Annotated in this window: 1 protein-coding gene; it reads left to right on the top strand. The window is 57.8% G+C overall.

Going from position 1 to position 616, the window contains the following annotated elements; genetic code table 11:
• The coding region (locus tag HMPREF9720_RS06885; RefSeq protein ID WP_039940124.1) for a glycoside hydrolase domain-containing protein at nucleotides 1-616 on the top strand (616 nt) is incomplete at both ends.

The raw sequence follows: 616 nt of genomic DNA, 5'->3' as shown, positions 1-616 counted from the left end.
CTGGGACGAGGTGCTCGGACGTATTGAAGTCGAGGGAGGCACGACGGACCAGTACCGCACGTTCTATTCGTGCCTCTACCGTTCGACCTTGTTCCCGCGCAAGTTCTACGAGATCGACAAGAACGGCAATATCCTGCATTACAGCCCCTACAACGGTGAGGTACTGCCGGGATACATGTATACCGACACGGGATTCTGGGACACCTTCCGCAGTCTGTTTCCGCTGCTCAATCTGGTCTATCCGTCGGTCAATGCCGAAATTCAGGCCGGGCTGGCAAACGCTTACCGCGAGAGCGGATTTCTGCCCGAATGGGCTTCGCCCGGACACCGTGGGTGCATGGTCGGAAACAACTCGGCGTCGGTCGTTTCGGATGCCATCCTGAAAGGTGTCACCCCCGAGGAAGACATTGCGACGCTCTACGAGGCGATGCTCGCAGGACGCCGGAAGGTACACCCCACGGTGAGCTCCACGGGGCGCCTCGGACACGAATACTACAACACACTGGGATACATCCCCTACGATGTGGGTATCAACGAGAATGTCGCACGAACGCTCGAATACGCCTACGACGACTGGTGCATCGCGCAGGTGGCGAAAAAACTGGGAAAAACGAAC

The sequence above is a fragment of the Alistipes sp. HGB5 genome (assembly GCF_000183485.2).
Lineage (GTDB): Bacteria > Bacteroidota > Bacteroidia > Bacteroidales > Rikenellaceae > Alistipes > Alistipes finegoldii.
Note: the sequence above shows the minus strand (reverse complement) of the source record. Positions and strands in the feature narration are given on the sequence as shown.